A 13,702-nucleotide genomic window follows, 5' to 3' on the forward strand; every position below is an offset into this window, starting at 1 on the left:
ACGGCTCGAAAATCATGCGTGAAACAAAAAAATCAAACGGGACGGCATCGCTGCCGTCACGAGCTTCAATTCTGCAGCTGGTCGAGCCGGCGCTGCGCCTCGGCCGAACCGAGCTGGGCGGCGCGGCGGTACCAGTTGCGAGCCGCCGCCGGATCGGCGTTGATGTTGCGGATGTCCTTCGTTCCCAGCACGTGGGGATCGTAGGTCTGCGCCAGCATCAGGGCAGCGGCGGGTTCCTGCGCCTCGGCAGCGCGCTCGAGCAGCAGGCGGGCGGGCGGGATGTCGCCTGCGGCGAGCAGGCTCTTGGCGCGCTTCATGATGCCCGCGAGTTCATCCGGATCGAGCCGGCGGACCTGGGCGGGCGGCGGAGCCGCGGTCACGGCGCCGAGCCCCGGCGCGGTGATCGCCGATCCGGCACCGGGCGACGTGATCGAGGACGGCACCATCGCGGCGGGGGCCGCTGCCGACGGCACCGGAGCCGAGGGCGCCGTCGCAAAGCTCGGCGCGGCCGCGGATGGCGTGGGCTGCGTCACGGCGCGGTTCTGCAGGGCCGTTTGGTAGGCGTTGGCGATGTCGTCGCGTGTCGGCGCCAAGGCTGCGGTCTGCACCGGCGTCGCGGCCGCGGCCGGCGGCTCGGGCGGCAACCGGGCCGGCTCGTTCAGCTGCATGTCGCGCGCGGTCAGCTGGGTGTTGGTCGGCTGCGGCGGCGCCGTCGGATCAGGCGTGGCGCCGATCATCGACGCCTTCGCCGAGGCAATCAGATCGCGGGTCGCATCCGATGTGACCAGCGCGAACAGCACGGCCACGCCGGCCGCGGCCACGACCGCAAGCAGGATGCGCGAGGAGATCGACGTCCGGCGTGTCCGGACCGGCCACTGGTCCTCGAACTCCGTGCTCTCGATCTGGTTGCCGCCGTCATATTCCGACAGGAACATCGGCATCGATTCGTCGTTGGGATAGTTGTCCTGGGTCGACCGGCCGAACCGATAGTTCGACGGACGCTCCTGCGGTGGATCGTCAGGGAAGGGCCTGTAGTCGGGGCCGGAAGGAGCCCGCTCGTTGAACCGTCCACGCGTCGTCCGCTCAGCCATGGCCTTCATCCCCATCTCAACTTCACGCAACAAACTTTGAGTCCCAAGCCCGCCAGAAGCTCGAGACACGTCACGATTGCTAGAGGCACCCCACTGCCGACAACTAATTGACTAATTGAATCCGACTAAAAGTGGACGAGAGCCGGCATGATTCTGGAAATATTTTGATCTGATTGTGACGACGCACGTGCGATATCGGGCGGCGGAAAACCTGGAAACATCGAGATTACAACGAGAAAGTCATACTATTAACCTTGCCACAATGTGCCGAGGTTGCGTTAACCAAGAAACGCTCGTTTTCGGATTTGCGGCCTGAGGTTGCATCGTGCGCCCGCGAGAATGCGCCTATCGCACGATAGTCCGACAAGTTTGCGCCGTATCGCCGTCACGACGCCGTCCATCACGATCCATCCTTCGCGTAACGGATGAGTGCGGGCGTGCTGCAGACCACATCCGCGAGCCCGGGCCAGGCAGGCCCGAGCCGCAGCATCTCATCCCGTCACGGATGCAGGATCACCTTGCCCATTGCCTGGCGACCGGCCAGCACCTTCAGCGCATCGGCGGTCTGCGCCAGCGGGAACGTGCGGTCGACATGCGACGACAGCTTGCCTTCGGCGGTCCACTGCACGAGCTTCTCGAGATTGGCGCGGTTCTTGGCCGGGTTGAGCCGGGTCCAGGCGCCCCAGAACACGCCGCGAATATCGCAGCCCTTCAGCAGCGCCAGGTTCAGCGGCATCTTCGGAATGTCGCCCGCCGCGAAGCCGATCACCAGGAAGCGGCCTTCCCACGCGATCGAGCGCAGCGCCGCCTCGGCATACGTGCCGCCGACGGGATCGAAGATGATGTCGGCGCCCTTGCCGTCGGTCAGCCGGCGCAGCCCCTCTTTCAGATCCTCCTTCGCATAGTTCAGCGTCAGGCTGGCGCCATGCTGCCTGGCGAACTCCAGCTTCTCGTCGGAGGATGCGCAGGCGATCACCTTGAGGCCCATCAGCTTGCCGAGCTCGCAGGCGGCCAGTCCGGTGCCGCCAGCCGCACCGAGCACGGCGAGCGTTTCGCCAGGCTTCGGGCTGGCGCGGTCTTCGAGCGCATGCAGGGCCGTGCCGTAGATGATGATGATGCCGGCAGCGCGGTCGAAATCGAGATTGTCCGGAATCTTGACGATCGACGCTGCCGGCAGCGCGATCTTCTGGCGCGCGCCGTTATGGCCGCAGGAGGCCACCACGCGATCGCCGACCTTCAGGTCGGTCACGCCATCGCCGACGCTCTCGATCACGCCTGCGACTTCCGCGCCCGGCGAGAACGGGAACGGCGGCTTGATCTGGTACTTACCCTGGATCATCAGAATGTCGAAGAAGTTGAGCGCCGCAGCCTTGATCGCAATCACAGCCTCGCCGGCGCCGGCCACCGGATCGGGCACGTCGGCGAAGACGAGATCGTCGGGCTGGCAGAATTGCGAGCAGAGAATGGCTTTCATGGGCGCTCCTTGTTTCGTTGCTGCCGGCTTGGATCCGGCTTGGGAACGTCATGCCGGATTTGCCGGCGCGCCACAATCCATGATGACGGCATGGGCCGCGGGCCGGCCATCGCGATGCACCGGCTTTGCAAGCGAAGCATTTAGCCGCTATCCATCGCGTTCAAGGTCAGCGATTCCGGGCCATTTTCCAGTCACAATATTGGTGGAACGAAGTCGCGGGGGAACTTAGCACATCATGTTTGGGCGATTGTTGACAGCGCTGGTCGGCGGCGCGCTGCTGGTCGGAGTGCCGAGCCTCGCGGCGGCGCAGGGTTCTGCATCGAAGGCCGGCGCTCCGCAGCCGAAGGCCGCGCCGAAATCGGACGCCAAGCCGGCCGTGCCGAGCATCGGCGGCGCGGAGCCGACATTGATCGGCCAATTCGGTGGCTGGGGCGCCTACACCGCTTTGCCCGGCGGCAAGAAGGTGTGCTTCGCGCTGGCCAAGCCGGCCTCGTCCAAGACCAACCCGCCCAACCGTCCGCGCGATCCCGCCTATGCCTTCGTCTCGACCCGGCCCTCCGAGAAGGTTGTCAACGAGGTGTCGATCATGATCGGCTACGCGCTGAAACCAGGCACCGACGGCTCGCTCGATGTCGGCGGCGCGTCCTATTCGATGTACGCGCAGGGCGACGGGCTCTGGATCAAGAACGCCGCCGAGGAGGAACGCATGGTCGAAGCCATGCGCAAGGCCCCGGAGGCGGTGGTGAAGGGTGTCTCAGCCAAGGGAACCGAGACCACCGACGTATTCTCGCTGAAGGGCCTCGCCCAGGCGCTCGACCGCATCGCCCAGGATTGCCGGCGCTGAACGGCCGGCTGATACCGCCGGCGGCCAGACCGGTCGCATTTGCCGGCCGAATTGTTATATAGACCCGCTGAACGCCTTCGGCCGCGACGGCCGGGCAGCAATTTGGGCCCATCGACATGGCAACGACTGCCGGGCTGCGCGACGGCGCCGCGCCCCTCGAAAAGATTCCGCTCGAAACCTACGTGCCGCCGGCGAAGCCGTCGCTGATCGGTCTGTCGCGTGCCGAGCTCGCGGCGCGGCTCGGCGAGATCGGCGTGCCGGAGCGGCAGCAGAAGATGCGCGTGCAGCAGCTGTGGCATTGGCTGTATTTCCGCGGCGCCAGATCCTTCGACGAGATGACGTCGGTGTCCAAGGACACGCGCAACGGATTGGCCGAGCGCTTCACGGTCGACCGTCCCGAGGTCGTGGCCGAGCAGATCTCGAATGACGGGACCCGCAAATGGCTGCTGCGGCTGCCAAGCGGCGACGGCCTGCAGAAGGCCCACGAGGTCGAGTGCGTCTACATCCCCGAGACCGACCGCGGCACCTTGTGCGTCTCCTCGCAGGTCGGCTGCACGCTCAACTGTTCGTTCTGCCACACCGGCACCCAGCGGCTGGTGCGCAACCTGACCGCAGGCGAGATCGTCGGCCAGATCATGGTGGCGCGCGACCGGCTCAACGACTGGGCCGACCGCGAGACGCCGCACGGCAATCGCCTGATCACCAACATCGTCATGATGGGCATGGGCGAGCCGCTGTACAATTTCGATGCGGTGCGCGATGCGCTGCTGATCGTCTCCGACAATGAGGGCATCGGCATTTCCCGCCGCCGCATCACGCTGTCGACGTCCGGCGTGGTGCCGAACATCAAGCGCGCGGGCGAAGAGATCGGCGTGGCCCTGGCCATCTCGCTGCATGCCGTGCGCGACGAGCTGCGCAACGAGCTGGTGCCGCTGAATCGCAAATATCCGATCGCCGAGCTCTTGCAAGCCTGCCGCGACTATCCCGGCGCGTCGAACGCGCGGCGCATCACCTTCGAATATGTGATGCTCAAGGGCGTCAATGATTCGCTCGACGATGCCAGGCTGCTGGTCAAGCTGTTGAAGGGCATTCCAGCCAAGATCAATCTGATCCCGTTCAATCCGTGGCCGGGCTCGGCCTATGAATGCTCGGACTGGGAGCAGATCGAGAAATTCTCCGAATACGTCTTCAACGCCGGCTATTCCTCGCCGGTGCGCACCCCGCGCGGCCGCGACATCCTCGCCGCCTGCGGCCAGTTGAAATCGGAGACCGAGAAGCTGTCGGCGCGGGAGCGCCAGGCGCTGCGCGCGATGGCGATGACGGATTAGTTGTCTTTTTCGTGCTTATAGCGACACGACGCGTCGTCATGCCCTGGCTTGACCCGGGCATCCATCCTTCTTCGCTGGATTTTCTTAAGTGATGGATGGCCGGGTCAAGCCCGGCCATGACGAATGAGAGAGAAGCACTTTCATGTCTGACATGAGATTGACGCCATGGCGCTGATCGGCCGACTCATCGTGATTGCGTTCGGCTTCCTGCTCGCAAGCTTCGTCGCGGGGCTTGTCGTCGTCACCGCGATCCTGATCCCGGAATTCTCCGACATCGGCATCGGACCGATCGACCAGAGCGCGTTCCAGGTCGTCATCGGCTTCGGCTTCATCTTCGTGTCGGGCTTTGCGCTGATCCCGGCGCTGCTGATCGCGCTCATCACCGAGGCATTTTCGATCCGCAGCGTGCTCGCCTATGCGATCGGCGGCGGTCTGGTCGGCGCGGCCTGTTATCTCGGCCTGATCCCGTTCGATCCCGAAACGCTGCACTTCGAAGGCATCGTCCGCCGCCAGCTCGAGATCCTGACCGGCGCGGGCATCCTCGGCGGCCTGATCTATTGGCTGATCGCGGGCCGCAATGCCGGACGCTGGCGCGAGCCGCCGCGATTGGCTCCCCCTCCGCCGCTGCCCTCGGGATCGCCGCGGTGAGCCTTTCCATCGCCATCGGCTTTCGCTAAACCGCGCGCCATGAACCGCAACGGACTCTTCATCGCGTTATCGCTCGCACTCGTCATCGGCGTGCTGTTCGGCGTCTATCCCGAGCTCGACCTCAAGCTCGCCGCGCTGTTCTACGATCCGCACACGCGCAGCTTCCCGCTCAAGCTCGACGGCACCGCCGCCTTCGCGCGCGACGCCGCGATGTGGATCGCCTGGGGGCTCGCGCTGCCCTCGATCATCGCACTGGTCGTGAAGCTGATCCGCCCCGACCGGCCGCTGTTGATCAAGGGCCGCACCATCGCCTTCCTGCTGCTGACGCTGACGCTGTCGGCCGGCGTGCTCACCAACTTCACCTTCAAATCCTATTGGGGCCGCCCGCGCCCGGTCGTGGTGACCGAGTTCGGCGGCGACATGCAGTTCGTGCCGTATTGGGATCCGCGCGGCGGCTGCGGCCGCAACTGCTCGTTCTTCTCCGGCGAAGGCGCCACCGCGTTCTGGACGCTCGCCCCGGCCGCATTGACGCCACCCGCGATCCGCCCCGTCGCCTATGCCGCCGCCGTGCTGTTCGGCCTCGCCACCTCGGTGCTGCGCATGGCGTTCGGCGGCCATTTCTTCACCGACATCGCCGCCGCCGGGCTCGTGACCTTTTTCGTGATCTGGCTGGCCCATGGCTACATCTACCGCTGGCCGTCGACGCGCCTGACCGACGCCGGCGTCGACGCCGCGCTGACCCGCTTCGCCATGCCGGGCTTCCGCCTGATGCGCCGGCTGTTCGGCCGCCGCCGCGAGGCCGATACCAGCCCCGCCGCCTGAGCGCGGCCGGCCTGAGATTAATCGCGTGCCCCCCGGGGCGAAATCTGCTATCCGCGCCCGAATTTCGGCAACGAAACGGCCATCAACACCGGTTGGACTCCCCATGACCACGATCCTCAAAGGCCTGCCTGCGGGCGAGAAAGTCGGCATCGCCTTCTCCGGCGGGCTGGACACCAGCGCCGCGCTGCTCTGGATGAAGCAGAAGGGCGCGCGCTGCTTCGCCTACACCGCCAATCTCGGCCAGCCCGACGAGTCCGACTATGACGAGATCCCGCGCAAGGCAATGAGCTTCGGCGCCGAGAAGGCGCGCCTGGTCGATTGCCGCACCCAGCTGGTGCACGAGGGCATCGCCGCGATCCAGTCCGGCGCGTTCCACATCTCGACCGGCGGCATCACCTATTTCAACACCACCCCGCTCGGCCGCGCCGTGACCGGCACCATGCTGGTCGCCGCGATGAAGGAGGACGGCGTCAACATCTGGGGCGACGGCTCGACCTACAAGGGCAACGACATCGAGCGGTTCTACCGCTACGGCCTGCTGACCAATCCGAGCTTGAAGATCTACAAGCCGTGGCTCGACCAGCAGTTCATCGACGAGCTCGGCGGCCGCGCCGAGATGTCGGCGTTCCTCACCGCCAACGGCTTCAATTACAAGATGAGCGCCGAGAAGGCGTATTCAACCGACAGCAACCTGCTCGGCGCGACGCATGAGGCCAAGGATCTCGAGAACCTCAACAGCGGCATCCGCATCGTCAACCCGATCATGGGCGTGCCGTTCTGGCGCGAGGACTGCGCGGTCAAGCCGGAGACGGTCGTCGTCCGTTTCGAGGAGGGCCAGCCGGTCGCGCTGAACGGCCAGAGCTTCAGCGACGCGGTGGCGCTGTTCCTCGAAGCCAACGCGATCGGCGGCCGTCACGGCCTCGGCATGAGCGACCAGATCGAGAACCGCATCATCGAAGCCAAGAGCCGCGGCATCTACGAGGCGCCGGGCATGGCGCTCTTGCACATCGCCTATGAGCGTCTCGTCACCGGCATCCACAACGAGGATACGATCGAGCAGTACCGCATGAGCGGCATGAAGCTCGGCCGCCTGCTGTATCAGGGCCGCTGGTTCGACTCGCAGGCCCTGATGCTGCGCGAGACCGCGCAGCGCTGGGTCGCGAGCGCCGTCACCGGCGAGGTGACGCTCGAGCTGCGCCGCGGCAATGACTACTCGATCCTCAACACCGAGAGCCCGAACCTGACCTATCAGCCGGAGCGGCTGAGCATGGAGAAGGTCGAGGACGCCGCCTTCACGCCGGCCGACCGCATCGGTCAGCTCACCATGCGCAACCTCGACATCGCCGACACCCGCACCAAGCTGAAGCTCTATTCGGACACCGGCCTGCTGTCGGGATCGGACGGCGCGCAGATCTTCCAGCTCGGGCATGACAAGGGCTGAGCGAATCCGCCGAGAGCGCGGCACATGACGAATGGCCGGGACCACTCTCGGCCATTCGCATTTGCAGGACTCGCTTCAGGCGAGGTGCACGACGGGCGGCCGTGCCGACAGCGGCTGGGTTGCAGCCACCGGATTCGCTCGTGGCATGACCACGGACGCCAGCACGATAGAGAACGGCAGCGGCGGCGCGCCGAGCAGAGACAGATAAGTATCCGGCATGTGCTGGTGCAGATTCTCGATGACATAGGCGACGAGCTCACAGCCGATCACGATCGGCTGCACCTTGCCCGTCAGCGCCACCGGCGTGCCGATCGGCGCATAATGATAGCCGCCGAGCTCGAGACGGGCCGCGGTCGCCAACAGCATCGCTGCAACGAGTGGACCGCCCTTGGGCGCAGGCTGATAGAAGTCGTGAGTGGCCCACACGGCATTCCAGCCGTAAGCCACCGTATCCAAGGTGTTATAGACCCGGCGCACCCTGCCCTCCAACGGCGAGCCGCTGCCGAACAGCGCGGCGAACGCCGTGTTGCCCGGCGTCATCCCTGCGAAGCTGCTGACATAGACATCGAGCGCCGGGCTGCGCTGGACGATCGAAAGCGCGAGCACGGGCGCGAGCGTGCCGCCCAGGCTGTGCCCGGTCACCGCCAACCGGCTGCCGGCAGGCAGACGGCCGACCGCGTCTTGCAGCGTGACGCCGGCCTGGTCGGTCAGGGCCAGGAGATTGGTCAGACCTTTGCTGGTCCCGGCGGAGATCTTGGCGCCGCGCGCAGCCGGCCACTCCACCATGTCGCCGAACGGGCTGTCCTCGTCGCCATCGTCCCAATAGGCCGGCGAGAACGGGTTGGGGTAGGTGCCGCGGATCGCGATCGCATAGGTCTTGGTGCGCTCGCTGTAGGCGATGAAGGCGAAGTTATCCGGCGGGTCCGGCGGGGCCGCCAGCCAGACGACACGCCAGTCGTCGGCGGTGAGGGTATCCTGCGCGAGATATGTTGCGATCGATCCCGGCGCACCGTAGGCGATGCCTGCAAGGGTCATCAGCACGGCGTCGGACACCGGCGGGACGAGCGGAGAAGAGACAGCTTCTGACATCAATGTCGTGCTCCCGTCTAGGCCACCAGCACGCAGAGGCGCGCCGGCGGCATGGAGAAATGTGGTCAACATCGTCAATCATTCCGATGCGGCGAGGCTGATCGCGCTCGCGTGCCCGCGCAGGCTCGTTCGCGCGACGCATCTCGCGCGATTGCGCTGGCAGGATCGGCAGAAGGCGCCGGCCGAAGCCGGCGCCCGAGGTCGTCATGGAAGGTTGTCGTGGATCGTACGCGTCCAGCTGCCATCCGGCTTGCCGGTGATGCTCTCGATGTCGGATGACACATTCCAGAGCATCATGCCGCGCTTGGCGCCGGCGCTGGGATTCCAGCGGCAGAGCTGCCTGGTCTCCTCCAGCGACGTGCCCTGCGTGATCGGACCGACCTTGTCGGACTTCACGCCGATCGAGATCCTGTCCGGGCTGATCACGGTCGCGTACTGCTCCACCAACTGCGTCATCGATGTAAAGTCGCGAAAGTAGGCCATCGTGTTGATGCTGGTGAGCGTCGACGCGAGCTGCCTGATCACGTCCTTGTCACGATCGAACAGATAGGTATCGAGCGTGAGGATCGCGTTCGGCATGGCCTTGCGCATGCCGGTCACGGTGTCGACGAACTGCTGGCCGGGGAAGCTGTCCAGATCTTCGTTGTCGATATCGAAGCCGTCGAGATTCCATTGGTCGGCCAGATAGGCGCACCATGCGCCGAACTGATCGGGATCCGTGATGCCGGTGTTCCATCCCACTGGCGGCTGCGGCGTGCCGATCAGTGACAGCAGGATCTTCATGTTGGGCGCCGTATGGCGCAGCGAGGCGATGCCGGCGCGAATGCTGTCCCCGGTGTTCGACTTCTGCAGGAACGCCTGACAGGTCGTATTTCCCGGGAAGAGGTTCGAGAAGGCGAGGATCAGCACGTCCACATAGGACGGTGTGTCCGCGAGCAGCGGCCCGTGCCCTGGCCCGGATGGAATATATCCGAGCCAGAAGGCCGTGAAAGTTTGCTGGGCCATGATCAGATCCGCGTGCCGCCGGTGAACGTCGGGACCGGATAGACGACGGCGTCGAGCGGCGTGGACGACGTGATCGAATCGCCGTTGAGATAGAACAGCCGCTGCGTCGGCGTCGCGATTAGATTGCCGTTGATATTGGCGTCAATGCGCACCGTGCCGCGCCAACCCGTTCCGCCCTGCGGCAAAGACTGGCCTTGCGTCACGGTCGATGGAATGCACTGAACGCCGTAGATGATGGTCTGGCCGGCGTTGATCTGCTGGTTGAGGAAGCCGCGCCCGGTCGAGGCGAAGAACTGTTGGTAGATCTCGACATTGCCCGCGGCGTCGATGAACTGCGCCATCAGGCTGCTCTTGCCTTCGCCTTGATTGAAGTCGGTCGTCTCCTCGAAGATGACGTTGTAGTAGACCGAGGAGACGGACGCGCCGGGCACGAGCGACACCTGCACCCAGTAGCCCTGGATGAGGAAGGGATTGGCGGCGCCGGGAGGAAGAATGCCGTCGGGGACGAGAGTCTCGGCAAGCACTTCAAATGCGGACAACAGCGGCATGATGAATCTCCTGAATGAAAATGATCGATGTAATCGAGACGCGACAAGTAATGGCGTAAAGATCGCTCAACACCCTCAGATTGTATAGTCAAGGGTGCGTGATGATGAGTTGAGTCAATTTGGAGCGCTTCGGAGACGACGCTTCGTGAAGCGTGAGCAGGCCGCCGCAAGGGGATGGCAAAGCGGCTCACCTCGACAAACAAAAATGGCCGGGATCGCTCCCGGCCATTTTCATTCTCGACTAATCGCCCCGCCTCACCGCGGCGGCGCCACGCCCGGAGGCGGCGGCGGCAGCGCCGCCTGGCCGCCGTTGAGCAGCGGCGTGATGCGGCGGACCGTGACGCGGCGGTTGATGCGGCTTGGTCCCTGGGTCTGCTCCTTCAGGTACTGCTCGCCGTAGCCCTGAGAGGTCAGGTTCTCGGCGGGCACGCCGAACTGCTGCGTCATCAGGGTGGCGACCGATTCGGCGCGGCGATCGGAGAGCGACAGGTTGTCGGTCTCGTTGCCGACCGCGTCGGTGTGGCCCTCGATCAGGAACACCTCGCGCGGATTGCGCTGGATCGCCTGATTGAGGCCGTCGGCGATGACCTGCAACTTCGCCGCCTGGTCCGGCCCGATCTCCCACGATCCCGACTCGAAGGTGATCGTGTTGAGATCGATCGACGGCATCAGCTGACGCACCGAGGGCGAGTAGCGGACTTCGTCGAGCGAGTAGCGGCGCTGCACGCGCTCCACCGGCGGCGCGATCAGCGTGTCGTAGATGACATCCGGCGGCGCCTCCTCGGCGTCGACGATGTAGCGGTTGTAGGGGATGCGGATCTCCGGCGGCGGCAGATCGACGTAGAAGCCGCCGACCGCCTGCGGATCGCGGTAGGTGTTGTCGATGATGATGATCTCGCGTCCGCCGATGTCGCGGCGGATGCGGCGGAGCAGCCGGCCGTCGGGCGCGGTGATCGTCACGATCTGGCTGCCGTCGGGACGGATCACGACGGTGCGCGTCTCACCCCGCTCCTGCTGCACGCGGATGTCGCGGGCACCGTAGCGGAAGCGCTCGAGCTCATCGTGACGCACGAAGGCCTGGCCGCTCGGATCGCGCACGATGACGCGGCCCGGCTCGTAGATCAGCGTGCGACCGCCCTCCTGGACCTCGCGGCGCTGGCCGCGGAAGTCCTCGAGCCGCTGCGGCCCGGCCATCGGCGCGCCCGGCGCGATGGGCGTGAGCTGCTGCGGCGTCGGCGGAGGCGGCGCGGGAATGGGTGCTGCGACCTGCGGCGGCGGCCGGTTGGACATCGCCGGAGGACCGGCCGGCGGCACGGCGCCCGGTCCGGCCTGCGCCCCACCGGGTCCGCCACCTGGGCCGGCCACGGGAGGCGGGGGCGGCGTCCCAGGAGCACCAGCGGGGCCGCCCGGAGGCAGGCCCGGACGGCCACCGCCCGGCGGCGGGTTGCCGGCAACCGGCGGAGTGCCGGGCGACGGTGGCGTCCCTGGCGAGGGCGCCTGGGCGGCCGGAGGCGTTGCCGGCGACGGCGATCCGCCAGGTGCAGGCGCGACCGTGCCGGCCGGCGGCGTCGGTGCGCCACGCGGCGGCAGGCCACCTTGCGGGGCACCAGGCGGAGGACCGCCGGCACCGGGGCGGCCGCCTGGCGGCCGTTCTCCGGCAGGTCGTTCCCCCGGAGGCCGCTCGCCGGGCTGACCGGGGCCCGAACGCGGCGGCTGCGGCGGCGCTGCCGGGGCCGCGGAAGGCTGTGGCGACGGGGTGGCGGCCGGCGGCGGGGGCGGGGAATGAGGTGGCTGCGTCGCGCCAGCCGGCGGCGGCGCTCCGGGCCGCTGCGAGCTCGGGGCTGCGCTCGGCGGCGCCGGTGGTGGAGATGGCGGCGCAGCCGTGGGCGGAACGGGCGGTGTCGGGCGCGACGGGGCTGCGGCGGGCGGCGGCGGCGCGGGCGGAGTCGCCGGGCGCGGCGGCTCACGCACGACCGGGGGCGGCGCCGGCGAATGCGCCGGAGGCGCAGCGGCGGGAGGCGTCGGCGGCGTCGGACGCGACGGCGGAGGTGAAGGCGGTTCAGCCCGCGGCGGCGGCGGTGCGGGGCGCGGCGGCTCCGGACGCGGCGGTTCGGCCCGCGGGGGAGCCGGCGGCGGGGCAGGTGCGGGGCGCGGCGCTGCAGCCGGCGGGGGCGGCGGAGGCGGTGGTGCAGCAGGACGCGGAGGGGCCGCCTGCGGCGGTGGAGCTGGCGGCGCAGCCTGGTGAGGCGGCGCCCCACCCGGCGCACCCGGGCGCTGCGGCTGACCTTGCGGCGGCTTGGGCCGGCCGTCCGGACCGACCTCGCCGCCGGGGCCGCCCTGCCCCTGCGCAACGACCATGGGCGCGCTCTGCGCAAAGGATCCGGAGCTCGTCAGTTGCATCGCCGACAGCGCGGTCGTCGCCAGCAGCAGAACGCGAAGTTTGCTCATGTGTTTTGGTATCCCGAAACGTTCTTTTTGAAGCACGGAGTGATCAACGTTTATGCGTTAGGCTGGATTGTGGCGCAGTTCAAATCTGCGGGGGGATTTATTTCGACGCGAAACAGCCGCGCGGCCGCCGCCATTCATGTTACATTCAGTCTTGAATTTCAAAGGGTTGGCGGAACACGACGCGCCAAAGGCCGGCTCTTGGCCGGCCCTCCTGTCTGCATCATGATGAAGGTTCAATCGCGGTCAATCCGTGACCGGACTGGGCGTCGTCGGACCGAGCGGTCCACGCCCCGGGATTTCGTCCGGTGTCTGTCCCGGCAGCTCGCGCGGCGGCGCCGGCGCATCGGGCTCGTGCATCGGCGGTGGAATGTCGGGCTGGGGATTGCCGACCGGATCTTCCGGCGGCGGCTCGACCGGGCGGCCCGGCGTCGCCGGCGGGATCTCGGGCGGTTCGATCGGCATCACATCGCCACCTTGCGGTTATCGCCGAGATCGGGTCGCGTATTGGTCACGGCTGCGGCCGCCATCTTGATGTAGCTGACCACCGTGCCGGGCGAGTCCCAATATTCGGCGTCGTCGGGCGTGATCTTGAGCAGGCGGATGTTCGGATCCTCGGCGCTGTCCCACCACGCCTTGGCGGTCGTCGTGAACAGCTCGCGAATCTTGGCGCGATCGTTCGAGATCGCCGCGGTGCCTGTCAGCGAGACGTATTTCTGGGCGCCTGCATCGGCGAAGGACAGGTTGACCTGCGGCGCGCGCGCGATCTCTTCGTCCTTGTGGTGACGGGCGTCGGTCAGGAAGTAGATCATGTTCTCGTCGCGCTGGAGATAGGCGCTCATCGGCCGCGCGCGCAGTCTGTCGCCATCGCGGGTGACCAGCATCGCGAAGGTGATCTTCTTCATCAGCTCCCAGACGCGATCCTGATCGCGCGTGTCGTCATTGCTCATGGTTCGCTCCCTGGATG

At 66.8% G+C, this 13,702-nt stretch carries 13 protein-coding genes; 5 read left to right on the forward strand and 8 right to left on the reverse strand.

What is annotated here, in order from left to right; genetic code table 11:
* Positions 1-65 precede the first annotated feature (65 nt).
* Together ACQR0Z_RS00255 and ACQR0Z_RS00260 are read right to left on the reverse strand one after the other, a co-directional pair.
* Positions 66-1,091, reverse strand: a complete 1,026-nt coding sequence (locus ACQR0Z_RS00255) for a hypothetical protein (protein ID WP_434917320.1) — start codon at positions 1,089-1,091, stop codon at positions 66-68.
* Positions 1,092-1,590: 499 nt separating this feature from the next.
* Positions 1,591-2,565, reverse strand: a complete 975-nt coding sequence (locus ACQR0Z_RS00260; protein WP_434917321.1) for an NADPH:quinone oxidoreductase family protein — start codon at positions 2,563-2,565, stop codon at positions 1,591-1,593.
* 235 nt (positions 2,566-2,800) lie between these two features.
* Here ACQR0Z_RS00260 and ACQR0Z_RS00265 point away from each other — a divergent pair, with 235 nt between their 5' ends.
* The 5 genes from ACQR0Z_RS00265 (at position 2,801) to argG (ending at position 7,648) form a co-directional block, all read left to right on the forward strand.
* Positions 2,801-3,409: an invasion associated locus B family protein gene (locus ACQR0Z_RS00265; protein ID WP_434857904.1), complete on the forward strand. Its 609-nt coding sequence runs from the start codon at positions 2,801-2,803 to the stop codon at positions 3,407-3,409.
* 116 nt (positions 3,410-3,525) lie between these two features.
* Positions 3,526-4,737 carry a 23S rRNA (adenine(2503)-C(2))-methyltransferase RlmN gene (rlmN, locus tag ACQR0Z_RS00270; RefSeq protein ID WP_434917322.1) on the forward strand — a complete coding sequence of 404 codons (1,212 nt, stop codon included), beginning with the start codon at positions 3,526-3,528 and terminating at the stop codon, positions 4,735-4,737.
* Positions 4,738-4,902: 165 nt separating this feature from the next.
* Positions 4,903-5,385 carry a hypothetical protein gene (locus tag ACQR0Z_RS00275; protein WP_434857906.1) on the forward strand — a complete coding sequence of 161 codons (483 nt, stop codon included), beginning with the start codon at positions 4,903-4,905 and terminating at the stop codon, positions 5,383-5,385.
* Positions 5,386-5,424: 39 nt separating this feature from the next.
* A complete protein-coding gene (locus tag ACQR0Z_RS00280; RefSeq protein ID WP_434917323.1) occupies positions 5,425-6,207 on the forward strand; it encodes a phosphatase PAP2 family protein in 783 nt (260 codons plus the stop codon).
* A gap of 103 nt (positions 6,208-6,310) precedes the next feature.
* Positions 6,311-7,648 (forward strand): argininosuccinate synthase, encoded by a 1,338-nt coding sequence (gene argG, locus ACQR0Z_RS00285; protein WP_434917324.1) that lies wholly within the window; start codon positions 6,311-6,313, stop codon positions 7,646-7,648.
* A gap of 75 nt (positions 7,649-7,723) precedes the next feature.
* Here argG and ACQR0Z_RS00290 read toward each other — a convergent pair whose 3' ends face one another.
* From ACQR0Z_RS00290 to ACQR0Z_RS00315, 6 genes are all read right to left on the reverse strand, one after another.
* Positions 7,724-8,737 carry a lipase family protein gene (locus ACQR0Z_RS00290; RefSeq protein ID WP_434917325.1) on the reverse strand — a complete coding sequence of 338 codons (1,014 nt, stop codon included), beginning with the start codon at positions 8,735-8,737 and terminating at the stop codon, positions 7,724-7,726.
* A 204-nt stretch (positions 8,738-8,941) separates the two neighbouring features.
* Entirely contained in the window at positions 8,942-9,742 is an 801-nt protein-coding gene (locus tag ACQR0Z_RS00295; RefSeq protein ID WP_434917326.1) for an EndoS/ChiA family endoglycosidase, read from the reverse strand.
* A gap of 2 nt (positions 9,743-9,744) precedes the next feature.
* Positions 9,745-10,290 carry a hypothetical protein gene (locus ACQR0Z_RS00300; protein ID WP_434877720.1) on the reverse strand — a complete coding sequence of 182 codons (546 nt, stop codon included), beginning with the start codon at positions 10,288-10,290 and terminating at the stop codon, positions 9,745-9,747.
* Positions 10,291-10,545: 255 nt separating this feature from the next.
* Positions 10,546-12,738: an OmpA family protein gene (locus tag ACQR0Z_RS00305; protein WP_434917327.1), complete on the reverse strand. Its 2,193-nt coding sequence runs from the start codon at positions 12,736-12,738 to the stop codon at positions 10,546-10,548.
* Positions 12,739-12,981: 243 nt separating this feature from the next.
* Entirely contained in the window at positions 12,982-13,200 is a 219-nt protein-coding gene (locus ACQR0Z_RS00310) for a hypothetical protein (protein WP_434857914.1), read from the reverse strand.
* Complete coding sequence (locus ACQR0Z_RS00315) at positions 13,200-13,685, reverse strand: pyridoxamine 5'-phosphate oxidase family protein (RefSeq protein WP_434877722.1); 486 nt, start codon at positions 13,683-13,685, stop codon at positions 13,200-13,202. Before ACQR0Z_RS00315 ends, ACQR0Z_RS00310 begins: the two co-directional genes overlap by 1 nt.
* Positions 13,686-13,702: the final 17 nt, after the last annotated feature.

This window comes from Bradyrhizobium sp. HKCCYLS3077 (genome assembly GCF_051167555.1).
Classification (GTDB): domain Bacteria; phylum Pseudomonadota; class Alphaproteobacteria; order Rhizobiales; family Xanthobacteraceae; genus Bradyrhizobium.